General features: G+C 44.6%; 18 protein-coding genes. 4 read left to right on the top strand and 14 right to left on the bottom strand.

Translation table 11 applies throughout. The features are described from left to right. Positions 1 to 55 precede the first annotated feature (55 nt). Entirely contained in the window at positions 56 to 2,656 is a 2,601-nt protein-coding gene (gene adhE / locus K0625_RS13565; RefSeq protein WP_220110183.1) for a bifunctional acetaldehyde-CoA/alcohol dehydrogenase, read from the bottom strand. 531 nt (positions 2,657 to 3,187) lie between these two features. On the opposite strand from adhE, the gene K0625_RS13560 reads away from it, so the two are divergent. The 4 genes from K0625_RS13560 to K0625_RS13545 all read left to right on the top strand — a co-directional run bounded on the left by K0625_RS13560 (position 3,188) and on the right by K0625_RS13545 (position 7,754). Beyond that, a complete protein-coding gene (locus K0625_RS13560) occupies positions 3,188 to 3,820 on the top strand; it encodes a YchE family NAAT transporter (RefSeq protein WP_041418120.1) in 633 nt (210 codons plus the stop codon). Between the two features lie 257 nt (positions 3,821 to 4,077). Beyond that, the gene (locus K0625_RS13555) at positions 4,078 to 5,454 is read left to right on the top strand and encodes a DUF3422 family protein (protein ID WP_333473852.1); all 1,377 of its coding nucleotides are present in this window, start codon (positions 4,078 to 4,080) and stop codon (positions 5,452 to 5,454) included. Between the two features lie 263 nt (positions 5,455 to 5,717). Beyond that, complete coding sequence (locus tag K0625_RS13550) at positions 5,718 to 6,878, top strand: porin (RefSeq protein ID WP_220110263.1); 1,161 nt, start codon at positions 5,718 to 5,720, stop codon at positions 6,876 to 6,878. Positions 6,879 to 7,097: 219 nt separating this feature from the next. Continuing rightward, positions 7,098 to 7,754, top strand: a complete 657-nt coding sequence (locus K0625_RS13545) for a response regulator transcription factor (RefSeq protein ID WP_064791437.1) — start codon at positions 7,098 to 7,100, stop codon at positions 7,752 to 7,754. Positions 7,755 to 7,775: 21 nt separating this feature from the next. On the opposite strand, the gene K0625_RS13540 is transcribed toward K0625_RS13545, so the two are convergent. The 13 genes from K0625_RS13540 to pedF all read right to left on the bottom strand — a co-directional run bounded on the left by K0625_RS13540 (position 7,776) and on the right by pedF (position 24,153). Then, positions 7,776 to 10,340: a PAS domain-containing hybrid sensor histidine kinase/response regulator gene (locus K0625_RS13540; protein ID WP_220110182.1), complete on the bottom strand. Its 2,565-nt coding sequence runs from the start codon at positions 10,338 to 10,340 to the stop codon at positions 7,776 to 7,778. Beyond that, positions 10,333 to 11,481 (bottom strand): nitric oxide-sensing protein NosP, encoded by a 1,149-nt coding sequence (gene nosP, locus K0625_RS13535; RefSeq protein ID WP_220110181.1) that lies wholly within the window; start codon positions 11,479 to 11,481, stop codon positions 10,333 to 10,335. The genes K0625_RS13540 and nosP overlap by 8 nt, the downstream gene beginning before the upstream one ends. A gap of 77 nt (positions 11,482 to 11,558) precedes the next feature. Then, entirely contained in the window at positions 11,559 to 13,484 is a 1,926-nt protein-coding gene (locus tag K0625_RS13530; protein ID WP_220110180.1) for an insulinase family protein, read from the bottom strand. Next, a complete protein-coding gene (gene pqqE, locus K0625_RS13525) occupies positions 13,481 to 14,596 on the bottom strand; it encodes a pyrroloquinoline quinone biosynthesis protein PqqE (RefSeq protein ID WP_220110179.1) in 1,116 nt (371 codons plus the stop codon). The genes K0625_RS13530 and pqqE overlap by 4 nt, the downstream gene beginning before the upstream one ends. After that, on the bottom strand, positions 14,589 to 14,855 hold the full coding sequence (gene pqqD / locus K0625_RS13520; RefSeq protein WP_220110178.1) for a pyrroloquinoline quinone biosynthesis peptide chaperone PqqD: 267 nt from the start codon (positions 14,853 to 14,855) through the stop codon (positions 14,589 to 14,591). Before pqqD ends, pqqE begins: the two co-directional genes overlap by 8 nt. Further along, positions 14,855 to 15,604, bottom strand: a complete 750-nt coding sequence (gene pqqC, locus K0625_RS13515; protein WP_220110177.1) for a pyrroloquinoline-quinone synthase PqqC — start codon at positions 15,602 to 15,604, stop codon at positions 14,855 to 14,857. The genes pqqD and pqqC overlap by 1 nt, the downstream gene beginning before the upstream one ends. Positions 15,605 to 15,612: 8 nt before the next feature. Next, positions 15,613 to 16,530 (bottom strand): pyrroloquinoline quinone biosynthesis protein PqqB, encoded by a 918-nt coding sequence (gene pqqB, locus K0625_RS13510; RefSeq protein ID WP_220110176.1) that lies wholly within the window; start codon positions 16,528 to 16,530, stop codon positions 15,613 to 15,615. 75 nt (positions 16,531 to 16,605) lie between these two features. Beyond that, positions 16,606 to 16,677: a pyrroloquinoline quinone precursor peptide PqqA gene (gene pqqA, locus K0625_RS13505; RefSeq protein ID WP_082930703.1), complete on the bottom strand. Its 72-nt coding sequence runs from the start codon at positions 16,675 to 16,677 to the stop codon at positions 16,606 to 16,608. Positions 16,678 to 16,782: 105 nt separating this feature from the next. Beyond that, on the bottom strand, positions 16,783 to 18,951 hold the full coding sequence (locus tag K0625_RS13500) for a 4Fe-4S binding protein (protein WP_438944504.1): 2,169 nt from the start codon (positions 18,949 to 18,951) through the stop codon (positions 16,783 to 16,785). Positions 18,952 to 19,033: 82 nt separating this feature from the next. Beyond that, positions 19,034 to 20,554 carry an acetaldehyde dehydrogenase ExaC gene (gene exaC, locus K0625_RS13495; RefSeq protein WP_220110175.1) on the bottom strand — a complete coding sequence of 507 codons (1,521 nt, stop codon included), beginning with the start codon at positions 20,552 to 20,554 and terminating at the stop codon, positions 19,034 to 19,036. A 316-nt stretch (positions 20,555 to 20,870) separates the two neighbouring features. Beyond that, the gene (locus tag K0625_RS13490) at positions 20,871 to 22,637 is read right to left on the bottom strand and encodes a PQQ-dependent methanol/ethanol family dehydrogenase (RefSeq protein ID WP_220110174.1); all 1,767 of its coding nucleotides are present in this window, start codon (positions 22,635 to 22,637) and stop codon (positions 20,871 to 20,873) included. A 228-nt stretch (positions 22,638 to 22,865) separates the two neighbouring features. Then, positions 22,866 to 23,765, bottom strand: a complete 900-nt coding sequence (locus K0625_RS13485) for a substrate-binding periplasmic protein (protein WP_220110173.1) — start codon at positions 23,763 to 23,765, stop codon at positions 22,866 to 22,868. Further along, on the bottom strand, positions 23,752 to 24,153 hold the full coding sequence (gene pedF, locus K0625_RS13480) for a cytochrome c-550 PedF (RefSeq protein ID WP_438944506.1): 402 nt from the start codon (positions 24,151 to 24,153) through the stop codon (positions 23,752 to 23,754). Before pedF ends, K0625_RS13485 begins: the two co-directional genes overlap by 14 nt. Between the last annotated feature and the right edge of the window lie 306 nt (positions 24,154 to 24,459).

Raw genomic sequence — 24,459 nt, 5'->3', positions numbered from 1 at the left:
AATGAAACTGCCGAGCTATTGCTCGGCAGTTTGTTAAATCACTCGCATGTTCATATCATTTATCACTGTATTTGTTGCCGTAGAAACTATCGAGTAGCACCTGTTTTAGCTCAGCAATAAGCGGATACCTTGGGTTAGCCCCAGTACATTGATCATCGAATGCATCTTCGGCTAACTCGTCAAGCTTGGCGAGGAAGTCGGCTTCGTTGACGCCAGCCTCTTGGATTGAAGCCGGAATGCCAATCGTCGCCTTGAGTTGATCAATTGCTTCGAGTAGTGCTTCGACTTTCTCTTCATCTGTATTTCCAGCCAAGTTTAAATGTTCTGCAATGTTAGCGTAACGACATAGTGCTTTAGGGCGATCGTATTGGCTAAAGGCAGCCTGCTTCGTTGGCATGTCAGTGGCATTAAAGCGGATAACATTGCTGATTAATAGCGCATTGGCAAGACCGTGGGCAAGGTGGAACTCGGCGCCGAGTTTATGGGCCATTGAGTGACAGATCCCCAAGAAGGCGTTTGCAAAGGCGATACCCGCTATCGTTGCGCCATTATGTACCTTCTCTCTAGCAACGGGCGCGGCTGCACCTAATGTGTAGGAGTCTGGTAGATACTTAAACAGCAGATCGAGTGCCTGAAGCGCTTGACCATCACTGAACTCGTTGGCCATCACACTCACATAAGCTTCAAGCGCATGGGTAACGGCATCGATTCCCCCGAAGGCTGTAAGAGACTTAGGCATATCCATGACTAAGTTTGGATCGACAATGGCGATATTTGGCGTGAGCTGATAATCGGCAATAGGGTATTTCATGCCTGTTTTCTCATCGGTCACCACCGCAAAAGGCGTGACCTCTGAGCCCGTACCTGAAGTGGTTGGTATCGCTACCATCTGCGCTTTGACGCCCAATTTAGGGAACTTGTAGATACGTTTACGGATATCCATAAAGCGCAGCGCCAGATCGGCAAAGTCCACAGCTGGGTGTTCATAGAGTACCCAGATTATCTTAGCTGCATCCATTGGTGAGCCACCACCTAGAGCGATGATCACATCTGGTTGGAAGCTTTGCGCCACTTTTGCACCTTGTTGAACAATAGCTAACGTGGGATCGGCTTCAACTTCGTAGAAAACTTCCGTTTCGAGGCCTTGAGCCTTAAGAATTTTAAGGGTCTCATCACAGTAGCCGTTATTGAACAGGTATTTATCTGTAACGATAAGGGCACGTTTCTTATCACTTAACTCTTCAAGTGCAATAGGCAGGCTACCGCGACGGAAATAGATAGATGAAGGAAGCTTATGCCACAACATGTTTTCAGCCCTCTTAGCGACCATTTTTTTATTGATAAGGTGGCTCGGTCCTACGTTTTCTGAGATAGAGTTACCACCCCATGAACCACAACCTAAGGTTAGCGATGGCGCGAGTTTGAAGTTATACAGATCGCCAATTCCGCCCTGTGAAGCGGGCGTATTGATCAGAATACGGGCTGTTTTCATCCGAAAACCAAACGCCATCACACGTTCAGTCTGGGTGTCTTGATCTGTATATAACCCAGATGTGTGACCGATACCGCCAAGGGTAACTAAGGCTTCTGCCTTATCTAGGGCATCTTCAAAATCACTGGCGCGATACATGGCAAGCAGTGGAGAGAGCTTTTCATGGGCAAAGGCTTCGGCATCAGAGATTTCTTCAGCTTCACCAATAAGTACTTTAGTCCATTTAGGCACTGTAATATCGGCCATGGCAGCGATGGTTACTGCACTTTGTCCTACTATATCAGCGTTTAGTCCACCATTTTTTAAGATGACATTCTGCATTGCAGCGGTTTCATCTGTGCTTAATATATAGCCGCCGTGGGTCGCAAAACGCTCCTTGACTGATTCATATATCTCATCAACAACAACGACAGCTTGCTCAGATGCACAAACAACACCGTTATCGAAGGTTTTTGACATTAAGATTGAACTGACGGCGCGTTTAATATCGGCGGTTTCATCGATAACTATGGGCGTATTGCCTGCGCCTACACCAATGGCTGGCTTGCCTGAGGAGTATGCGGCCTTAACCATGCCTGGTCCACCCGTTGCTAAGATAAGGTTTATCTTCTCGTGGGTCATTAATTGGTTTGATAGGGCAACACTTGGCTGATCAATCCAACCGATAATGTCTTTTGGAGCACCCGCCTCAATGGCTGCATTGAGTACTATTCGCGCTGCGGTAGTGGTTGACTCTTTGGCGCGCGGATGTGGAGAGAAGATAATACCGTTTCGAGTCTTGAGACTGATTAATGCTTTAAAGATAGCGGTGGAGGTTGGGTTAGTGGTTGGGACGATACCACAGATGATGCCGACAGGCTCGGCGATGGTGATTGTCCCAAAGGTGTGGTCTTCACTTAAGATCCCACAGGTCTTCTCATCTTTATACTTGTTGTAGATATACTCGGAAGCAAAGTGGTTTTTGATCACTTTATCCTCTATCACGCCCATGCCTGTTTCGTTAGCAGCCATCTTAGCGAGCGAGATCCGCGCATCGGCAGCAGCCAGTGCCGCGGCTCTGAATATCTTATCAACCTGTTCTTGACTGAAGCTGGCAAACTCGGCCTGGGCATCAGCGACTCTCTGGACAAGAAGGTCTAACTCTTGTTCGTTTGACACAGTCATAATGAGTATCCTCGAAAAAATTTAGGCAAAGTCATCTGATTAATTATTTTGGCTAAACATTCTCCATGAAGGAAAGTTACACCGAATGGGGCATGTTAACCGTGATCTTAGCCACATTTCCACCTGTAAATGTAATTAAATAACGTTGTTAATGCCTGTTTGCATATTAGATGGGCAGTTGTTGGTTTAAGACCACTTGCGTGGAATTTTAAAGGTTTGTGTGATGGTTTTGTTGCGCTTATTGAGACTGAATAGATAACCTGATACCTGTATTTGTTAACTAGATCCTTATTGGAAACTTTGCTTAAAAGCCATGATATTGCCGTTTACATTTATGCTGTTTTTGACTTAATCGTAGAATTTCTCTCTTTTTTGTTGTTTGTGGTCATCGGATAAATATAAATTATCTGAAAGTGTGAAATAGGCTAAAAAATCTCATTTTTCCACGGGGCATTCATAGGGTAAAGTAGCGCCTTTCGTAGTGTCGATACGATAACTTTTACTATTTAGTATTACTTTGAGGATATGGAATTGGATTTAACACTGTATGTTAAATTTTTTCTGGGATTAGTCGCTATCATAAACCCGGTCGGCTTGTTGCCGGTTTTTGTGAGTTTAACCAGTCACCAAACAGAGGTTGAGCGAAACCAAACGGGTAAAGTGGCCAACTTTGCGGTGGTGGTTATCTTGCTGGTGACTATTTTTGCTGGTCAACATATTCTGAATATGTTCAGTATCTCATTGTCTGCATTTCGCATTGCCGGTGGATCTTTGATTGCGATTATCGCGATGTCGATGCTTCAAGGAAAACTTGGTGAAGTTAAGCGCAATCAGGAGGAGGACAGGGAGGCGTCGGGTATGGAATCCGTTGCTGTTGTGCCATTGGCGCTTCCATTGATGGCAGGCCCTGGTGCGATCAGTTCGGTCATTGTCTCCGCTGCTGAAAACAATACCTTAATGAACCATATTGGCATGTCGGTAACTGTTATTTTATTTGGCTTAACCAGTTTCATCCTGTTTAGAATGGCGCCAGTGATCTTTAAGCTATTAGGTAAAACAGGGATTAACGTCATCACGCGTTTAATGGGTCTACTGATGCTCTCGATTGGTATTGAGGTTATAGCTGCAGGTTTTAAGGGACTGTTTCCAAGTTTAATGGGCTAGGTTCCAAACTTATTTATATTAACCGCACTGCACCACAGTGCGGTTTTGTTTTTTACCTTCACTATCTCAGTTTCCACTATTTCTCATCTGCTTCTATTCCAGCTTCGCTACGACTTTCACCTCAACATCTGCCTTAAAGAATGACAGGACTCCGACTAAAGAAGGAAAGAGGAGGGGGGTCAATCAGAATAAAATAGACCAAGTCATCCTCTATCTGTCAGGGATTGTGAATAAGAGGGCATTAACTGGAGGTCGATGTGAATCAAGCCATTAAAGAATCAGCTATAGCACCTGAGAGTTTGGTATCGGTGAGCTTGAATAGTGAAGAGGTGTGCGAGACACGTTTTGAGCAAAGATCCATACCTGTTTCCCCACTTCGCCAACAGATCTCCTTAGAGCTACATAATAGACCCTCACCCAAAGTGGGCATTCCCACTTGTGTGAGCCATCTTGCCATTCGAGTTAATTTGGAACAGCGTCAGAGAGAGTATCAACATCTAAGCGCTTTTTGTCATCGATACAGTGTCAATCCGCCTTGTATTGACGCTGGCTGTTTTTTTCAGGACTTTGGCGGTTTTGAGCTCAGATGGGAGCGGCATCTTGAGTTTTCTACCTATAGCTTTATTCGCAAAGGTCAAGGTAAGCAGCTGTTCGATGGTTACGGTACACAGAGAGTACCTCAAGATTGGTTTGATGAGCTGGTTGGCGAACTTATCTGCGCGATAAACCTCACTTTTACCAAGGATGAACTCTCCGAACGGGAGATATATCAGGCTTTTGAGGGGCAGCAGGTGATTGGCAGCCTTGTTGCTGACGGTCGTGCCCGAGTCTACTCCTCTTTTAGATTGCACAGTGATGGATTTAGCCGAACCATAATACAGAGCGAGAAACTTAACAGCTATCAGGCGGGAAGACTTATCCAGAGAACATTAGAGATAGAGACTTATCAGATGTTGGCACTGCTTAGTTTACCGATAGCGCGGGAGTTGTCACCAAAAGTGTCACAGATGGAGAGTGAGCTTGTTGCGTTAAATCAACAGATGGCCAATTTGTCACAACACGATGACAGTGAGATGTTAGATAAACTCTCTAACCTCGCTGGACAAACTGAGCAGCTGATTGCAGATATCAGCTATCGATTTAGCGCAACTAATGCCTATTACGCCCTTGTTTGTGCTCGCCTTGAGCAGTTAAAGGAGCAAGATATCACCGGAGTTGAACGTATTAATGAGTTTGTGACTCGAAGGTTGAACCCTGGGATCAGAACCTGCCAAGCCTTAACTCAAAGGTTGGAAGATCTTACTCGCCGTATTGCTAGAGCAAGCAGTTTGCTCAGAACCCGAGTTGATCTAAGTATTGAGCAGCAAAACCAGCAGCTACTACATGCAATAAATCAGAGAGGCAAGATTCAACTTAGATTGCAGCAGATGGTTGAAGGGGTATCAGTAGCCGCCATGGCGTATTATTTGATGGGACTTTTGGAGTATATTCTCAATGCACTCAATGCCAATGGATATCAGTTTAATAAGCTGATGTTAAAGGGAGTTGCAGTGCCTGTATTTCTATTCTTTGCATGGTGGCTACTTAGGTTCGCCATGGGTTATATCAGAAAAGAGCCTGAGCGGCCGCTATAGCCTGTTTGTTGTTTACATCTTCTATCGATAATGACCTTAGCGGGTCATTTTTTATGTAAAATTAATGGGTATTATCTCCTACTAAATGATGGGTCCCTTAGTGCTCATCCTGTTATCTCATTCCTGTTAATTTCTCTTCATGCTTTAGCCTTAGCACTTTCGATTGCTACTAAATAATAACTATTTCAAGCGATTGGGCAATATTAGTTATGGGTTAACTACTCATATCATAGCTGAACTAATAATGAAGAAGGTGTGAGATGATGAATACACAAGCTAAATTGAGTTTACTGAGTGTCGCTATCTGTATGACGACATTTAATGCGAATGCTGCATTAGAGATCTATGAAAATGATGGCATGTCTTTTAGTGCCGATGGCTTAGTCAATGCTTTCTATGCTAACAGCTCTATTGAGAAAACTGACGCAGAGGGGGCGACATCAGATCGTGACCAATCTCGCGTCAGAACGGGTTTCCTACCCAATAACATAGGCTTTAACTTCTCTAATCAACTCTCTGATATGAAGATCGGCATGCGCTCCTCCTTCTGGGTGTCGATAAGTGATGCTGATAACCATCGTGATGCATCTCCAGCAGATCTTGGTACAGGATCTTTAATCGATATTCGTCAGTTCTATGGCACTGTTAGTGGCGATTGGGGAGAGTTATTAGTCGGTAAGGATTTTGGTTTACTTAACCGAGCCAATATTTTAGGTGATGAACTTCTGTTGGGCTTTGGCCAAACTTCTGACTTCTTTGGTCTTGTCGATGGTGGGAATGTCTCATTTGGTAATATCAGCACAGGTTATACTTATCCCTTTCCTAAGTCGCAAATTACCTATCGCTCGCCGGATCTAAACGGGTTTAAAATTGCCGTTGGACTGATGGATCCCAACAAGGTCGCAGCGGACTCCTCTGAAGAGCTACCTCGAGCTGAAGCTGAGCTCATTTATAGCACAGAGATAGATAAGGTTAACTTGAAAGCTTGGGTCAGTGGCGCGACTCAGTCCAGTGAAGTGGATGATGTGAAGCAGAACCAATCGGGCGTGGGTTATGGTGCCAATGTTAAGTTTTCGGGCTTCTCCTTCACGGCATCTGGATTTCAAACTAAAGGGTTAGGGCACATTGCTGGACTCGATCATCTAGTGGGTGATGATTCAATAAAATCTGATGGTTATCTGCTGCAGGCCGCTTATACGCTCGATAGTAACCGATTTGTTTTAACCTATGGTGAGTCAGAAGTTGAGAACACTGACAGTATTCTTGATGCAAAACACTCCAATATCGGTATCGCTTATTTCAGAACCATACGCCCAGGATTGACTGCGGTTGTTGAATATAACCAGACCGAAGCGGATGTGGCTAACTCCTTAGTTGGCGAAGAGAACAATACACTCTCTATCGGCGCAGTGTTCACATTCTAGGCATCTATTTATCTAAAATTCTCCCTGGAGTGGGAGGTGTAATCACCTCCTGCTCCGCTCTTCTAAGTCACTTCTTACAGAGCGATCACATCTTAATACTGATGGGTATACGGCACTAAATAGGCCTCTGTCTACTACTAATGGATGAAGTTTGGCTATTGTATTCAGCGCTCAGTAGGTTAAATTGTGATATAGCTCAAATAATATAGAGGCAGTGTCATGTACAAGGTCTTGATCGCAGATGATCATCCACTATTTAGAGATGCAATCGTGCACATTTTTGGGAGTAAGTTTCCCGACAGCACCACTTATGAAACTGAAGATATTGCATCGACGTTAGCGTTTGCAAAAGAGCACGATGATATCGACCTTATTCTGCTCGATCTCAACATGCCTGGCATGTCCGGACTCAACGGCTTATTGGATTTAAGTAATGAGTGTCCCACAACGCCTGTTGTGGTTGTGTCAGCAGAAAATAAGAAGCAAGTTATTCTACAGACGATTGCATATGGCGCAGTAGGATTTATCGCTAAGTCTTCATCGAAAGAGACCATTGCAGAGGCGATAGAGACGGTTTTTGAGGGCAATATTTATCTGCCAGCCGATATCATTCGAACCCAGTCTAGCCCCAGTTCAAAGAAAGAGTATCAACTCCTGCCTGAGATGCTCTCATCTCTCACCCGTCGTCAACTTATGGTATTGAAATGCATGACCAAGGGGGAGGCAAACAAGCAGATCGCCTATAACTTAAATGTGTCGGAAACCACGGTTAAATCTCATGTCTCCTCAATTTTGAAAAAGTTAGGGGTGTCAAACCGTGTCCAGGCCGTTGTAGGCTGTAGTGATATCGATTTTAATCAATACCTTAAACGTTAATACTCTCAACTTTCTACAGCTTTATTTCAGCAGGTATAAGATAGATGTTTTTAACTTCATCGGTTTTACTGGCTTATTTAGCAGTAAGATCCCTCTTTTTTTCGCCTTAGTTTTAAGCTCCTCACTGTAGTTGGCGGTGATCATCAATATTGGGAGATCAGACTCTCGGTTTTGATTGATCTCGATGGCGACATCTAAACCATTAACATCATCATCTAAGTGATAATCGACAATCAAAATATCTGCGCTATCAGACTTGATACCCACTTTCTCTTTGAGACTTTCCAGACTGGTTGCAGTTACTACCTCACACAGCCATCCATTGAGCAGTTGAGACATGGCATCACATATACTGGCGTCGTTATCGATAAGCCAGATTTTGCGACCGGCAAGATCGGTATTGGCTAATACTCGGCTGAGCTTATCATCGGCTCTGTGATTGCTGCTCATCTCACCAATTGGGACCGTCACAGAGAATACTGAGCCTTTTCCCTGTGTTGAGCGAACTTGGATAGGGTGACCAAGCACCTTGGAGATCTTATCGACGATGGCTAAACCTAAGCCTAAACCATTACTGAAGGCCGTTTGTGATGACTTTAACCGTTTGAACTCTTCAAAAATTTCAGTCAGCTGGTTTTTAGCAATCCCGGCGCCATTATCCCATACCTGAATCACAATCGTGTCACCTTGGCGCCTACAACCTAGCAGTACCTTGCCTTTATCTGTATACCTAAAGGCGTTAGAGAGAAAGTTACGCAGTATTCGAGCCAGTAGAACGCTGTCAGTGTGCACTATGGCGTTAGATGAGACATGACGAAGCTCAACACCAAATTGGTCGGTTATTTGTTGATACTCATTAGCGAGATTATTAAGGAGCTCACCAAGGTTAAATGCACTTTTATCGGCTTTCACCACACCGGCATCGAGCTTAGAGATATCAACGAGTGTACTAATAAGGTTCTCCAGATCGTCCAAGGAGCTTGAGATGGAGCCTAATAGTGAAAATGACTTGATGTCTGAGACCTGCTCGGCGAGTGAGCTAGTAAAAAGCTGTGCGGCATTAAGGGGCTGTAACAGGTCATGGCTGACGGCAGCGAGAAACTTGGTCTTTGAGATATTGGCAATTTCCGCTTCACTTTTCGCTGCGGTTAAATTCAACTGAGCTTGACGTCGCTCCTCAACTTCAACTTGAAGTACATGGTTTAAATTTTGCAGTTGGGAGGTACGCTCTTTTACCCTAAGCTCCAGTTGGTCATGGGCTTTTTGCAGTGCTAAGGCGTTGTTTCTTCTTGCTGTAATGTCTCTTACTAGCACAAAGAACCCCAGCACTGCGCCTGTACTGTCTCTGTTTGGCACATAGGATTTAAGCAGGTGAGCGGGCTCGCCTGCGCTATTTAACTCCTCAATTTCAAAACTGACACTTTCCCCTTTTAAGGCGCGATCCACATAGGGTTGCAGCTGTATAAAGTCCCCATGGATACGGCTTTGCTCTAGTTCAAGACCATAGAGCTCGCCTTTTGCCCAGCCATACCAATCAACATAGACCTGATTAGTAAACTGAAATTTTAGATCTGAGCCCACATAGGCGATCATAGCAGGCACGTTATCTGTAATTAGCCTTAACCAACTCTCACTCTTCTTCAAAGACTCAGCGTATTTATGGCGAGTGGTGATATCGGTAAAGGTTTTAATCAGTTTGCCATTTTTTAAGCGATGATCTCGGATCTCAATCACAGAGCCATTAGAGAGGGTCTGAACATAGTGATCCTCTTGTGTATTTGATTTGGGCTCAAGCTCCAGTTCGGTGGAGCTTTGAAGATTAGTGAAGTAGGGCATAGAACGTAACTTCTGTGTAGAGAGTTTGCTCATCTCAACAAAGCGTTTGTTCCACACCTCGACTTGATCATGGCTGCTGATCAGTACAACCCCTTGGGAGAGATTATCGACTAGATTTTGCAGTAGTTTTGATTTTTGAGCCATCGCTTTTTCATAACGTTCACTCTCTGCGACTTTCAGTGCCGTAATGTCTGTGTATAGCATCACCCAGCCGCCTTCACGGGTTCGGCGTTCATTTAGTTGGAACCAGCGATTATCTGAGAGTTTATAGACGGGACTATTGTCGGCATCTCCTGGATAAGCCTGGGAGATAATACCGCGAGTTTTTGCGAGGGCTTTAAAGTCATTAAGGTTGACACCCTCCTCAATTTTAAGACCAGATTTTTGCCAGAAATTAACGAAGTGACTATTTTGCAGAATGATCCGACCATCGTTATCGAGCAGTACAAAGGCATCAGAGATACTCTCAATGGCATCAATAAAGCGTTGTTTAAATATATTGGCCTGATCGTTAGCTTGTTTTAGTGCTCGGTTACTGCGCTCGAGTTGCGCTAAGGTGTCATTGAGGGCTTGGGTCTTCTCCTTAACCTGCTCAGCGAGCTGCACTGAGTGCTCAAATGCGGCATAGGGCTCATCTTGATTTCCGCCTCCCTCCTCAACACGTTTCATCAAGACCTGATTTATCTTCTCTAACTTGCTGTTTTGAAGTTTAAGTCTAGCGACCTCTTCGGCTAAGCTTTGTTCACTCATTAAGCTCTCCAGAGATATAAACACCGGTAAAAGTTTGGTTTAGATGCATGCCATTGATGTGTTCGCCATAGGTATTAAAACCAAAAATGCGGTACTGCTCCTGTAACTGTTTTATCTCGTCATTAAGAGAGCGTTGCTCAATCTCAAGTCGCCTGAGAAAGCAGTCACAGGCAAGTACCAACTCAGGTTTATCAAACCTCTGTTCGAGTGTCTCTAATTTCCCCGACAGGGAAGTAATAATATTACTCATCTCGACAGCACTTAGAACGATGCCTGCATCCACAGCGCAATAAAAGGTGAGACTAAGATCGGTTTTATTCACTTTTTGTATGGAGCGAATATAGTAGTTGCCACCAATTTTGACCGCTAATGGGTGGAGTGAAAAAACTTCAGGATTGAGATCGCTGATATCGACCCCTAAGAAACGGGCATATTCCAGTGCCGCAGGCTCTGAGTTAAGCTCATAAACCGTACGACTCTTGGCATCAGCTGCGGTAACCACAAGTTTCTCTATCGAGGATTTAATGTGGTTGCAGTTGAACACTTCGAACTGACATAGTGTATTAACCATAATGACAATGGCTGCTTGCTGAACAAACTTTCCATGGTGATACACATGGGTATTGGCGAGGTTAATATCATCGCCTGCTGAGCCACCAAAGTGGGGGATACCGTTAGCGGCCGAGTTTAAGATACTGAGTAACTGCTCCTCTTTGGTTGACAGTCCATCAATCAAGGTCAACATAAAGGTGTTGTTTTTTATCTCGGTAAGCTGTTTTGAACCACAAGTTTCCAGTAGTCGGTTGACCTTAGTTTGCGCGGTGATCAAGCTGAAGGTCTCGATAGAATCGATTAACTCTGCGCTGACGGCAAAATAGTCTGGTGAGAACCAGATGGCGACGATAGAGTGCTGCTCGTAACCTTCGCAGGTTAGCTCTCCGGCCGTGGTGCAGCCAGCAAGCTCTACACTACCAAACTCTTTATTCATCGTTTTAGCCAATATGTCGAGTGGGTAGACCACTGAGCAGTAAAACAGCACAAAGCCATCTTGGGGCTGGCCAAGTTGTTCAAATATTTCCAGACTGGCCTGCTGTGGATTATCATCTCTGCTGACTGCATATTTTGTTTTTATTTTAGTCATTTTCTACCCTGTTACTGACTGACATCTTATTTTTGTTATCAAAGCTGTAATGTCATTTCTAGTGGTCAAAAGTGTCATTATCGAGTGATTAAGCGCTGTATCTCCCTTATAAAGCCGACTAAGGTTTTATCTGTTATTTGATTTAAATTGCTCTTAAGTTCCTTTTGTTTATCGATGTCAAAAGCAAGATGCAAGATCTGTAACTTTCGTTTAGCTAAGCTTAATGCACCTGTGATAAACGCCGTTTCCTCCGAAATACCTTTTAGCGAATTGCTGACAGTTTCCCCTCGAGAGCTCGCGTTAATATCGAACGCGCTATAGAGGATTAACTCTTTAGTGTCACTAAGGTATAAACTGGCGATGCTATAACACTCTCCGCTTAATCTTGGCTGCAGAAACAGCGATGAAGCTCCCAATACAAAGCTTGTCAGCCAAGCAGTTAACTGCTCATCGCTATCAATAGAGACAGAGCATAGCCAATGCTCCTCACTCTTGGCTTGGGACGCTTTTGTTACATTAACGTTAAATGCAGGCGAGTGCTCGTTTTCTTTTAATTGATTAAGCTTTAGGTAGAGAATATGGAGAGGTTGAGGGAGCTTACTCTGTTTACAATAACCGCTTACTGCAGAGCTCGTTTTAGATTCATAGTGTTTTAATTGCACCTGACAAATAGCTGATGGTATTGCTAAAGGTTCATGGACTGAGCTGAACACGGCTTTTAGGGCTGAGAGGTTATCGTGTATCTTTTTTCCATTAGTTTGAATATGAGCCAAACGGCTGCTTAAAGGGGGCTGTTTAAGCTGCTCAAGCAAGTCACACTGCTTAACTTTAAAATGAGTATTACGTAAGGTATGAAATTGAATAATGTTATTGATCTGCTCTGGATACCTAGGGTTACGCCTATCAGGGATTGTGGGCTCAAGGTTTTGAGTCGATAGATAGTGTAGAAGAGTTTCTTGAGTTTGCTGAATTTGATTGGGTCGGCTGATAACGCGTAGCGCAAACTGTTGCAGCTTATTAAAGTCTGTGGAGATGGCTAGTATTTTTGTACCAGCCTTATCGACTAAAGCCACTAGCTCATCGAACTGGGCAAGAATAAGGTTGAGATAGCCCGAATCTAGCCACCAAGTATAGATTTTTTCTGGAGACTCTTGGTATGTTTGAGCTTCTCCTTTCTCTGAAGACGTATGGGCGGAAGCATCTGATTTAGCAACTGAAGTACTTAAATCGGTTTTCGCACTTGGCTTTGATTGACCTAATCGTGTCAGGGCCTTGTCTAGAAGCCCATGTAGCTGGGCTATCTCATTGTTATCTGGTAATACGGTAAACAGCTCAATTTTACTTGCTTGATAATGTGTCTGGTGATATTCGATGATAGAGCCCAGTGTTAACTGCCCAAGTGTGTTACTGACTCCACCATAGCAGTGGATCCGCTGCGGGGCTGTATCGCCTCTGAGGATCTGCATCTGCTCAAGGTGATCTGGCTTGCGCTCACAACCCTTCAACTCTTGAAAGATAACCCCGCAATGGTTGCCATCATAAACCTCTTGAGTGAGATCATCTTGAGTGATCACAGGAGATAATATGCCATGGATTAGATACTCCAGAGCAAGCTCAAAATCATACCTGTTATCGCTAGTGCAGTGAAAGCAGGTGTACTCATCTAAGGTCGACGCGTTAATGCTAGCACTTGTCAGGGAGGTAAGCTGAAACAGGGTACTTAGATGGGGATAAGCCTTACTACGTCTAAAAACTAGATGCTCTAACGCATGGGTTAATCCGGAGTCGTCATGACTTGGGGTCTTGATAAAAAAAACTGCGATATATGCTGTACTTTTCTTTTTGGGCTCTGGTGTAGAGTGAGGCGCTGTTTGAGAGTTTAAGGAGGGAAGGCTTCCTTGCTGTTTTATATCCAGATGGAGAAGTCCTGAACTGTGTCGGTATCCAGTTGCTGCATATTCAGGAAAGTTTAACACCTCCTCTTGTTGAAAATGGCTGCTCATAACTTAACTAAAGCGATATCCGCGACTCGTTTACGGTGCTTGATGGCACTCTTTGGGGCGCTTGCCTGTTCGATGGCCTGAGTGATGAGGTGGTGATCTTCAGATTTGCTGCAAACGGGATCGGTTTGGTTCATATCGCCGGTCAACATAAATGCTTGGCAGCGGCACCCTCCAAAGTCTTTCTCCTTTTCATCACAATCCTTACAGGGTTTAGGCATCCAACTATCTCCCCTGAAATGGTTAAAAGAGAAATCGTTTTGCCAGATCTCTGTGACGGTTTTATCCACTACATTAGGAAAGGTGAGCGGAAGTATCTTGGCGCTGTGACAAGGTAGCGCGCTGCCATCTGGGGTTATGGTAAGAAATGTACTTCCCCAACCATTCATACAAGCCTTTGGGCGATCCTCATAATAGTCAGGAGTGACAAAGATAAACTGTGGTCCTTTATTATCTTGTTGCACGCGAAATTGATTGACGGTTTCCTCGGCTTTACGAAGCTGGGTTTGAGAGGGAAGCAAGTGATCGCGATTATCATATGCCCAACCGTAATATTGCGCCGTCGCCAACTCAACATAATCGGCATTTAGCTGACAACTTAAGGCTAATATTTGCGGGATCTGCGCGATATTTTGTTTAGAGATCACAAAGTTTAACACCATAGGGTAGCCTTCAGATTTTACAATCTCGGCCATCTTTCGCTTCTGCTCGAACGCTTTCCCCCGCCCAGCTATTGCATCATTGAGCTGAGGATCTGCCGCTTGAAAGCTTATTTGGATATGATCCAGTCCCGCTAGTTTTAACTGCTTGATCCGTTTCTCGGTCAGTCCAATCCCTGAGGTGATTAGGTTGGTATAAAAGCCCAGCTTGCGACCATGCTCGACTAAAATCTCAAGATCTTTTCGAAGCAGAGGCTCCCCCCCAGAGAATCCCAGCTGAACAGAACCAAGCTCTCTTGCCTGACTGAGCACATCAAGCCATGTCTCTGTGGTTAACTCATCCTCTCTTTTGCCTAAGTCCGTAGGGTTAGAGCAGTAAGCACAATGCAGCGGGCACTCGTAGGTTAGCTCCGCTAAAAGCCAGAGTGGTGGTCCAATACTGGTATTCTCAGACATAGCTTATCCATCTTTTCTCTTGTGCAACCTGTAAAAACTCTTCGATGTCACGGCTAATGTCCCCAGCCTGAGGAAACTTGTGTTGCAGTTGCTTATGTATCTCATCAACAGAGGCGCTTCCGTCAACAAGCTGCAATATCTCTGCTGCACTTTCGTTGAGTTTGACCATGCCTTCAGGGTAGAGAAGGACAAAACAGCCTTGGGCTTTTTCAAACTGTAATCTAAACAGCGGATTCATCTTTGGTACTGTCAGTGTCATCAGAAGATCCCTTTATGGTAGACAGGCGTATCAACAAGCTGTGAATAGGGGGCACGCTCATACTGATAGGCTAATGTCATTGCATCTAACATGGACCAAAGAATATCGAGTTTAAACTGCAAAATATTCAGTGCATGCTCCTGCTGCTCTCGAGTCGTAAAATGTGCCAAAGTGATCGCTAAGCCATGATTAACATCTCGCCTTGCTTGAGAGAGCCGCATCTGAAAGTAGCTTAACCCTTCCGATTTTATCCAAGGGTAGTTTTCTGGCCAGGTATTAAGGCGACTCTGGTGTATCTCTGGCGCAAACATCTCGGTAAGTGATGAGCAGGCCGCCTCTTGCCATGAGGCTCGTCTGGCAAAATTTACATAGGCGTCAACCGCGAATCGAACCCCTGGCAGGATATACTTTTCATCTAGCATATCTTGTCTGCTCAGTCCCACTGCTTCGCCTAGTTTTAGCCAAGCCTCGATACCACCTAAGGTGTTATCTTCAATCGAACCATCATGATCGACTATGCGTTGGATCCACATACGACGGGTTTTAATATCGCGACAGTTTGCCAGTATGGCCGCATCTTTAACGGGAATATTGATCTGATAATAGAAGCGGTTGGCAACCCAACCTCTGATCTGTTCAACGCTACACTCACCTTTATGCATCATCTTATGATAGGGATGGTGTATATGGTAAAGCGACCCTTTATCTTTGAGTTTTTGTTCGAATTCTTCTTTAGTCCAGGCTTGCATTGTTACCTCTATATCAATATTTCCATACCGTCGGTCGCGATTTCAACACCGTTATCAATCACATAACTGTGCTCTGCAGACTCTTCATTTAAAATAGGGTTTGTATTGTTAATATGGATCAGTACCTTGCGTTTAATATCAAATTTTTTCAGCAGTGCAACAGTGCCAAACTCACCATTTACTGGCATATGACCCATGTCTGAACCTAGCTTGTTACTAAAGCCTTTGGCTATCATCTCATCGTCTAACCAAAGCGTGCCATCGATTAAGGCACATTCGGCGTCAGCTAGCATGGTTTCTACAAGCGAGTTTGATTTGACGATACCAGGTGCATAAAAGAGATACTTGCCTGTATTGCTATCAAGAATTTTGAGGCCAATATTATTGCCGGGTACGATGTCATCACGATAGGGAGAGTAGGGCGGCGCATTCGATTCTAATGGTATGGGGTAAAACACTAAACCTGACACCTGTTCAACTGTAAAGGGAGTCTGGGGATCTGTCCCTATGGATCTATGTGTCAGTCCGCCATGCCAATGACTCAGTAGGTTAAAAAGCGGATAAGCTCCAGATAAATCTTCATGAACAACATCTGTGCAGTAAACAGGAAGAGGAAGTCCCTCCCTAAGGGTTAGTAGACCTGTGGTGTGATCGATTTGGCTATCAGAGAGTACTGCTGCTCTTATCTTACTGCCTCTTTGACCTTCATCGGGCCAAAGCTGTGGTGATTGATTGATCTGTTGACGTATATCAGGGGATGCATTGATCAGCACCCAGTTCTCACCGTCAGGGCTGACTGCAATAGAGGATTGGGTCCTTGCTTGGGCTTTTATGCGCCCACTACGCACTCCTTCACAATTATCGCAATGACAGTTCCATTGTGGGAACCCGCCACCCGCTGCTGAGCCAAGAATGAGTATCTGCATAGAGCAAGTGTCCTCTTTTATCGTTATTATTTTTATAAAAAAATCCCCACAACTTAAGGTTATGGGGATTTTTGTTTAACGGTTACTGATATAAAGAGTAACTTCAAAACCTAGACGCATATCTTCAAATTTTGGTTTGGTCCACATCGCTTGCTCCTCCACGGTTATTTTATGTATTACTGTATTCCAATATAAAAGCTGCTAAAAAAATAAAACATTATACTTTGGGCGGAAAAAAGGACGAAAACGCCCCTAAACTTCACTTTTTGTACAATAAATCACACCTTTATTATCACTTACTGGTTTTACTCTAGTAGGTTTACTGCCTTTTTGACCATATCTATCTACCACACATAGTTTAGGACTCTCTATGGTCACTAAGCATTCAAGACATTGAATGCATTCACTGTAATTGATAGATCCATTATTGTTAATCGCCTCTATGCCACACTTTTTACGCTGACACAGATGACAAGGTGCGCCGCACTCTTTTCGCCTAGTTAACCACTTAAACAGAGGGTAACGTCCCAGCAGAGCAAGACCTGCGCCCAGTGGACAGAGATAACGACAGTAGAACTTATGGAGCTTTAGACTAAGCAGAAGTAGCACGATGGCATAGAGTGTAAACGGCCAGTAACGAATAAAGTTCAAGGTAATACTGGTTTTAAATGGCTCCACCTCCGCCAGTTGCTCCGCGAGTGTGAGGGAGTAAAACGCTGTTGCGACTAATGTGAATAGGATTAGATATTTGAGCATTCGTCCATACATGTCAGCCTTGGGATTGACCTGTATCTGCTTGATGTTTAATTTTTGAGCCAGCAGAGCCATAAACTCCTGCAGGGCACCGAAGGGGCATAGCCAACCACAAAAGAGACCTCTTCCCCAGAGGAAGAGAGTCACAAACACAAATACCCACAGAATAAAGATAATGGGATCAAACAGGAAAACCTCCAACTGAAACCCATTAACGATAGAGAGCAGCAAGGTATAGATGTTTACCACTGAGAGTTGCCCTTGGCTATAGAAGCCGATAAAGCCGACCACGAATAGCAAAGCAAGGTTTCGAATTGAGTGGGTGAGCTTGGCATTAGAGGCAAGCGATTGCTGCTTTATGAAGATGAGTGTTAGCAGAAACAGATAGAGTATGGTCACCGCTATTTCTATCTGCCTACTCTGCCAAATGGTTAGCCAGAGTGGAGTTTGAGGTATTAAAGTGTCTGGCGATATCTGTTTTACAAATAGTTGTTCAGGTAGTTGAACTTGGTAGAGGAATTTGTGCTGTTTTTGGCTTAAAAAAGACTGGTTGTAGAACAGAGAGAGGCCTAATTCAAACTGACTGTGTAGCTCAAAGCCAGATTGAGACTTTATTCTAAACACCTTGATATCGCTGAACTCAGGCATATCTGTATTAAATAGAGGCTCGCTGAAACTGTAAAAATCGATATCGCGTAGATCCACTGGAAATCCATTTTGCACGGCGCTTAACCGATTAGAGACTGTTTGGGGGATAAATTCCTTATTGATAAATGAGTATTGGCCGCGATTTAATAACATCAAGGCGTATTCGCCTGGTTTTAGGCTCTCTAATAGGCGCTGGTATTCTCGCTCGCCTAGCAGGTTCTTCCCTATGATAGGAATATTTGCAACACCAAAATAGAGATCGATAAAATGCAACTCTCCTGCTAGCTCACTTTCCTCTGTCAGTTGCTCAATCTCATTAATGAGTTCACCGGGTAGAGCGTTGAGCTCTGTTTGGGATGATTGCCAGTGTTGAAGGTAACCTGACTCAAGTAATTCATCAAAGCCCATAGGGGAAAAATAATCTTGTTTTATGACATAGGGAGAGGCGGCAACAAATCCCTCAAGCTTAGCTCTAGCGACTTTAAGCGCCGAGGCTAAAATGGTGTCATTGATCACCATCACTGACACTGTTGCGCGAGTCACACCATCAAAATAGGTGGCTTGCTGAGAGGTTTTATCTTGGCTATTGATGATAAAGCGCTCTTTGACTGAATGCCCCTTGTATTGCTCTACGAAGCTGAACATGAATGACTCACCTAAGCCATGTAAAAATATCGGTTCATGATGTTTAATGACCTGAAGTCCTGTCATGACACCTTTGGTATCTAGGCCGATGAGTAGGTTAATAGACTCGCCAGAAAAGCCGATAAAATCAGTGAGCTCATCGGTTTCAAACACATAACCTAAGAGTTGATTGAGTTGATAGACAGGGGTGACTGGTAATTCTTTATCTTGCAAACCGATTCTGGTTGCTGTGGGAAAGAGGTGGATTATCTCTGTTGGGATCTCGGTGACATCACTATTAGCAAAGCTTATAGGAGGGATAAAAGGGAGCGTTAACATCAAAAGGAGGCTGAAGTTGGGAAAGTGACCGAGTCTTATCCACCTTAAAAGTGCCATGCTAACGCCCCGAAAGCTTTACTATTTTTGGCCCACACATTTTATGTGTGAGCCGTTTGCCTTGGTGTTGAAATAAAAGCGACTAGAAGAAACCGAGCGGGCTAGTACTGTAGCTCACGAGTAGGTTCTTGGTTTGCTGATAATGATCTAACATCATCTTATGGGTTTCACGACCAATACCGGACTTCTTGTAACCGCCGAATGCAGCATGAGCAGGATAAAGGTGGTAACAGTTTGTCCATACACGTCCTGCTTGTAGGCCTCGTCCCATTCGGTAGGCAAGGTTAGTATCACGCGTCCAGACACCGGCACCTAAGCCGTAAGCTGAATCGTTGGCGATGGCTAGCGCTTCTGCTTCATCTTTAAAGGTGGTTACCGCAATCACAGGGCCAAAGATCTCCTCCTGGAAGATCCTCATGGAGTTATCACCTTGAAGAATGGTCGGTTGTACATAGAAACCATTGCCAAGCGAGTCTTCTAAGCTTTCCTGATCGCCGCCAGTTAGTACTTTTGCCCCCTCCTGATTGCCTATTTTCAAGTAGCCCATGATCTTATCAAACTGTTCTTGGGATGCTTGAGCACCAACCATAGTGGTGGTATCGAGTGGGTTGCCACGTATGATCTCTTTGGTTTTTTGTAGCACTTTAGCCATAAACTCGTCGAATATATCTTCTTGGACTAATGCGCGAGATGGGCAGGTACAGACCTCTCCTTGGTTAAAGAAGCCTAGTACAAAACCTTCGGCGCACTTATCAAGGTAATCATCTTCATGTTGAGTCACATCACCAAAATAGATGTTAGGTGACTTACCGCCTAACTCAACTGTTGAGGGGATTAAGTTCTCGGCTGCACATTTTAAGATGTGTCCACCGACTGCCGTAGAGCCAGTAAAGGCGATTTTAGCGATACGTGTGCTGGTGGCCAGCGCTTCACCGGCCTCTCTACCATAACCATTGACTACGTTCAGTACACCCGCAGGCAGTAGATCTTCGATTAACTCAATTAATAGCAGAATACTCGCTGGGGTTTGCTCAGCAGGTTTAAGTACAATGCAGTTACCTGCAGCTAATGCTGGAGCTAGTTTCCATGCCGCCATCAGTAGCGGAAAGTTCCAGGGGATAATTTGACCGACAACGCCAAGTGGCTCATGGAAGTGGTAAGCTACTGTGTCTTTGTCTATCTCTGACAGTGTGCCTTCTTGAGCACGAATACATCCTGCATAGTAGCGGAAATGATCTGAGCTTAAGGGCAGATCTGCGGCTAAGGTTTCACGTACGGCTTTACCGTTATCCCATGTCTCAGCGACGGCCAGAGCCTCTAGATTTTCGTCGATGCGATCGGCAATCTTTAATAAGATGTTTGAGCGCTCCTGTACTGAGGTGCTGCCCCATGCCTCTTTAGCGCTGTGAGCGGCGTCTAATGCGAGCTCTATATCTTGTGCGCATGAGCGAGGTATTTTACAAAACTCTTCACCGGTAACTGGGGTCGTATTACTAAAATAGACACCTTTTACTGGTGGTACCCACTTACCACCGATAAAGTTTTCATATTGCGCCTTAAAAGAAACTATTGAATTGTCGCTACCCGGATATGCATAAATCATATTTCACCTCGAATCTAGACCTGCCAGAGTTTGCCTCTTTTCCATGGTCTTGTTTTTGTTTGCTCTGGGGTAATCCAAAGCTTCTTGATGATTCATAGTAGTCCTGCGCTTCAAGACAAAACATGATCCCTTGGCACAAAAAAACTCATACTTTAGAAGGAAGTTAGTATGATGAATTGTTAAAACGCCATGATTTATAGCGATAAAACCTGACATTAACTAGGGGAATTGGGCATTGACTCTCGGCGTTGGCTCAAAAATAGAAAGGGCTGTCAGTGACAGCCCTTTTACAGGTATGACTTCTTATGGACAGCTTTTAGCTTTTAGGTAACTTAAAGGTCCAGACACTGCCACCTTGGTTTAGGTGCTTAATACGTTTGGCTACATCGCCCCCCCAAAGCGGTACCGCGCCGCCCCAACCAGAGAGGACGGAAAGATACTGCTCACCATCCATGTCCCAGGTCACAGGAGAGCCAACGATGCCTGAGCCAGTATTGAACTTGTATTTGAGCTCACCAGTCTTAGCATTAAAGGCTAGCAGATACCCCTCTGGATTTCCCATGAAGACGAGGTTACCGGCAGTGGTTAACACCCCGCCCCAAAGAGGAGAGTAGTTTTTGTAACGCCAAACCTCTTTACCAGTTTTAGGATCTATCGCTTTGAGTACACCAATATAATCATCATTGATCGCTTTAATCGTAAAGCCTGCACCTAAATAAGCCGCGCCCTTTTTATAGGCGGTTGGTTCATTCCAGATATCCATCTCCCACTCATTTGAGGGAACATAGAAGAGCTCTGTATCTTGGCTATAGGCCATCGGCATCCAGTTTTTTCCACCTAGGAAGGAGGGAGCTGCAACCACCGTTTTCCCTTGCTTGCCATCAGCAGAGTCCATAGGGTTGCCGGGGCGATTGTCGTCAACAAAGATAGGACGGCCGTTTTCATCTAAGCCTGAGGCCCAAGAGATCTTATCTGAGAAGGGAAAGCCGCGGATAAAGTCGCCATTTTCACGGTTGAGTACATAGAAAAATCCATTACGATCGGCCGTTGCTGCGGCTTTAATGGTTTTGCCTTTCTCTTTGTAATCAAATGGGATCAGCTCATTGACGCCATCATAATCCCAGCCATCATGCGGCGTGGTCTGAAAGTGCCAGACAATCTTTCCGGTATCGGGATCGATGGCTAAGCGTGATGCTGAGAAGTAGTTGTCACCTGGACGTAGGTGTGAGTTCCATGGCGCCGGGTTACCAGTACCGAAGAAGAGGAGATCCACATCGGCATCATAAGTACCACCCAGCCATGGTGCTGCGCCGCCAGATTTCCATAGATCCCCAGGCCATGTTTGACCCGGTTTGCCTCCTGAGATCCCATTATCGACCTTTTTGCCGTTTTTCCAGATATAACCCATATGGCCTTCAACTGTAGGGCGCTCCCACACGATTTGACCATTTTTAGCATCATAGGCTCTGACTTTACCGACAATACCGAACTCACCACCAGAGACACCGGTTATAATCTTGCCTTTGACGACAATCGGGGCTGCTGTGATTGAGTAACCGGCTTTGTAGTCTTCAACTTTCTTCTTCCATACGACTTTGCCAGTATCTTTATTTAGTGCAACGAGCTTAGCGTCTAAGGTGCCAAAAATTACAAGGTCATCATAGAGGGCTACACCACGGTTGATCACATCACAGCAGGGCATGATCCCATCGGGTAATCTAGCGTCATACTGCCACAACTCTTCGCCGGTTCTGGCGTCGATGGCGTATACACGTGAATAGGAGCCAGTAATATACATGACGCCATCTTTGATCATAGGTTGTGATTCTTGACCACGCTGTTTCTCACCCCCTAAGGAGAAAGCCCAAGCGGGTCGCATCTCTTTAACTGTACTGGTATTAATCTTAGTAAGAGGGCTATATCTTTGACCTTGTAGTCCCATTCCATAAGAGACAACATCATCTGTTGTCATCTGGTCGTTAGCGATATCCTTATTGGTTACATTAGCACTCGCAGTACCACAGAGCGCTAATGTAATACAAAGAGATAATGATAACTTATTATTTTTACATGTTTTTATCATTGTATTTCCTCACGGGATCGTGTCCAGTTAACCTTAGGTGTAGCGTGTTTTGTATTGTTAGTGACACGGCAAGGGAGTCACCTTTGCCTTAATTACTAACTAGCTCAGCTATCCTACGGAAGCTCTGAAACGAGCTGTTTGTGGTAGCTTAGGTATACAGCGTAAAACGTATCTATCTGCTCGCCTATTACACCCCATAGGGATTTGTATCATCACTTAGTAGGACAACTAAGGATGAGTTTTAGTGGGAAGATAGAGCTCGGGAGTTTGGTAGATGGTGTGATACTTGATAAATATTTTCTCCATCTCCCCCTGCTTGATCATGGTTTCAACGATATCGCCAATGGCATAGCCTAACTGCCTGTATTGACTCTTGATAGCCATGCCGATATCCCACTGTTGACGTCCCATCATAGGAAAAGCATTTTGCGCGAGTAGATATTTTTTGGTGTCAATCTCCTGCTGATAGTGGCTTATTTGGCTTCTCAGTCCCATGGCGGCATCCACTTCGCCTTTGCTCATGGCATCGATAGCTAAAGGGATGGATGAGAAGTGCTTGGCTCGCTCGCGCATTCGGCCACCAAAGGCTGAGGTCAGATAAAACTGGGGAATTGAGTCAACTTCGACACCGATATCATGGTATTGAAACACGGCAATGGTGGAGACGGACTCTATCTGTGTCGCGTTATAGATGATCTGCCATGACTCAGTATGGTAGGGGGCAAACATATGTACCTGTTCATGGACAAGTTCACCGATATCATCACGCATCAAGGAGTAGGCTTTGTCATAGGGGACTCGCAACATCAGATCTGCCACACTGCGTTTTAGAAAGTGGCCCTTCCAGAGGTTGTTTCTTAAATCGTCCTCTACATTCTCATCGGCTGTCATCCACCTCAAGCGTAGATCAACTCCCAACTCCTTAGCTATTTGATGAGCTAGATCAATATCTATCCCGTAAGCTGCGTTATCAACTTGATAGGAGAAGGGCGCAAAATCACGATAGACAGCCACAGTGATGTATTGGCTCTCTATAATGTCATCAAATGATCTAGCTACTAAGCTCGGGGCTGTGAGTACGCAAGTGAGTAGGCAAAGCCCTAGAGCCAGTGAGTTAATTCTCTTCACTGACAGACTCTAACCAGGTCCGGATAGCCCAAAGCGCTTCTTGAGTCAGATGTTCTGTCATCTTGGGCATGTAGACAGCGCCATTACGTACTGCGCCATTTTGAACTCGATATCCGTACCATTCATCGCCATCGAGATCGGGAGCCAGTTGTCTAAGATCCGGTGCGATTCCACCAGAGATCCCCTCTAAACCATGACAACGTGCGCAGTTTTGGTTATAGGCAGATGCGCCGATACGCAAAATATCACTCTGTTTATCGCCATTGTGATCTCGATATGGATTTTCCTCTAACCACTCTTCACCAAGTTGTGGCAGCGATGCTGTGTCAATGGATTGTGGCGTAACAGGCCCATGGGCGGAAACATTGAAAGCGCCGACAATAAACATACTTGCCAATAGAAACTCTCTTTTTACGCTAACTATTTTCATCTCAAATCCACCTTTATCATCGTAATTTCTGATCTCATGCATAAATACTAACCAGCAAATATGCCATTCCGAATTACACTTTGGCCCAATTCGCTCTCCTCCTTTAGTAGGAGAAATGATAGAGAAAACCTGTTCGTGTTAATAAAATTATTATTTTTCATTCGGTTACCTTGTTGCGTTCTTGTTGCACTAAGGTTTTGTAGTTCGAGGTTTCTTCTATATGCTGGTTAACAAGAGATAATCTTGGGAATAGGACAGGAGAGA

Origin of the sequence: Shewanella nanhaiensis (assembly GCF_019457885.1) — a bacterium.
In the GTDB taxonomy this organism is placed as follows: domain Bacteria; phylum Pseudomonadota; class Gammaproteobacteria; order Enterobacterales; family Shewanellaceae; genus Shewanella; species Shewanella nanhaiensis.
The sequence above is the reverse complement of the archived record's forward strand: the minus strand, read 5'-3'. Positions and strand labels throughout refer to the sequence as shown.

Excerpts from the sequence above, each read along its gene's own strand:
- adhE (WP_220110183.1), bottom strand. The coding sequence starts at position 2,656 with ATGACTGTGTCAAACGAACAAGAGTTAGACCTTCTTGTCCAGAGAGTC.
- K0625_RS13550 (WP_220110263.1), top strand. The coding sequence starts at position 5,718 with ATGAATACACAAGCTAAATTGAGTTTACTGAGTGTCGCTATCTGTATG.
- K0625_RS13545 (WP_064791437.1), top strand. The coding sequence starts at position 7,098 with ATGTACAAGGTCTTGATCGCAGATGATCATCCACTATTTAGAGATGCA.
- K0625_RS13540 (WP_220110182.1), bottom strand. The coding sequence starts at position 10,340 with ATGAGTGAACAAAGCTTAGCCGAAGAGGTCGCTAGACTTAAACTTCAA.
- nosP (WP_220110181.1), bottom strand. The coding sequence starts at position 11,481 with ATGACTAAAATAAAAACAAAATATGCAGTCAGCAGAGATGATAATCCA.
- K0625_RS13530 (WP_220110180.1), bottom strand. The coding sequence starts at position 13,484 with ATGAGCAGCCATTTTCAACAAGAGGAGGTGTTAAACTTTCCTGAATAT.
- pqqE (WP_220110179.1), bottom strand. The coding sequence starts at position 14,596 with ATGTCTGAGAATACCAGTATTGGACCACCACTCTGGCTTTTAGCGGAG.
- pqqD (WP_220110178.1), bottom strand. The coding sequence starts at position 14,855 with ATGACACTGACAGTACCAAAGATGAATCCGCTGTTTAGATTACAGTTT.
- pqqC (WP_220110177.1), bottom strand. The coding sequence starts at position 15,604 with ATGCAAGCCTGGACTAAAGAAGAATTCGAACAAAAACTCAAAGATAAA.
- pqqB (WP_220110176.1), bottom strand. The coding sequence starts at position 16,530 with ATGCAGATACTCATTCTTGGCTCAGCAGCGGGTGGCGGGTTCCCACAA.
- K0625_RS13500 (WP_438944504.1), bottom strand. The coding sequence starts at position 18,951 with ATGGCACTTTTAAGGTGGATAAGACTCGGTCACTTTCCCAACTTCAGC.
- exaC (WP_220110175.1), bottom strand. The coding sequence starts at position 20,554 with ATGATTTATGCATATCCGGGTAGCGACAATTCAATAGTTTCTTTTAAG.
- K0625_RS13490 (WP_220110174.1), bottom strand. The coding sequence starts at position 22,637 with ATGATAAAAACATGTAAAAATAATAAGTTATCATTATCTCTTTGTATT.
- pedF (WP_438944506.1), bottom strand. The coding sequence starts at position 24,153 with ATGTTTATTGTCGGCGCTTTCAATGTTTCCGCCCATGGGCCTGTTACG.